Genomic DNA, 328 nt, shown 5'->3' on the forward strand with positions numbered 1-328 from the left:
AAAGCGCCAGATCCTAAATCTGGTGCGTCTGCCAATTCCGCCAAACCCGCATATGACCCGTGCTGGGCTCGAACCAGCGACCCATTGATTAAAAGTCAATTGCTCTACCAACTGAGCTAACGAGTCTCTCCCCTAGTCTCCAATACTGGTTCATAGGTGACAAGCTTACACTTGCCTTAGTTATATATTCAAAATGTACACTGTACATCTTTGACGCAAACTTTCGTTTGCTTTATTTTATACATTCAAAATGTACACTGTACATTTTGAACGGTCCCGACGGGAATCGAACCCGCGATCTTCGCCGTGACAGGGCGACGTGATAACC

The 328-nt window shown here is 46.0% G+C and carries 1 tRNA gene; it reads right to left on the bottom strand.

Going from position 1 to position 328, the window contains the following annotated elements:
* Positions 1 to 53 precede the first annotated feature (53 nt).
* Positions 54 to 126 (bottom strand) — tRNA-Lys (locus E4T71_RS09340).
* Positions 127 to 328 lie beyond the last annotated feature (202 nt).

The sequence above is a fragment of the Streptococcus sp. WM07 genome, assembly GCF_004570525.1.
Taxonomy (GTDB): domain Bacteria; phylum Bacillota; class Bacilli; order Lactobacillales; family Streptococcaceae; genus Streptococcus.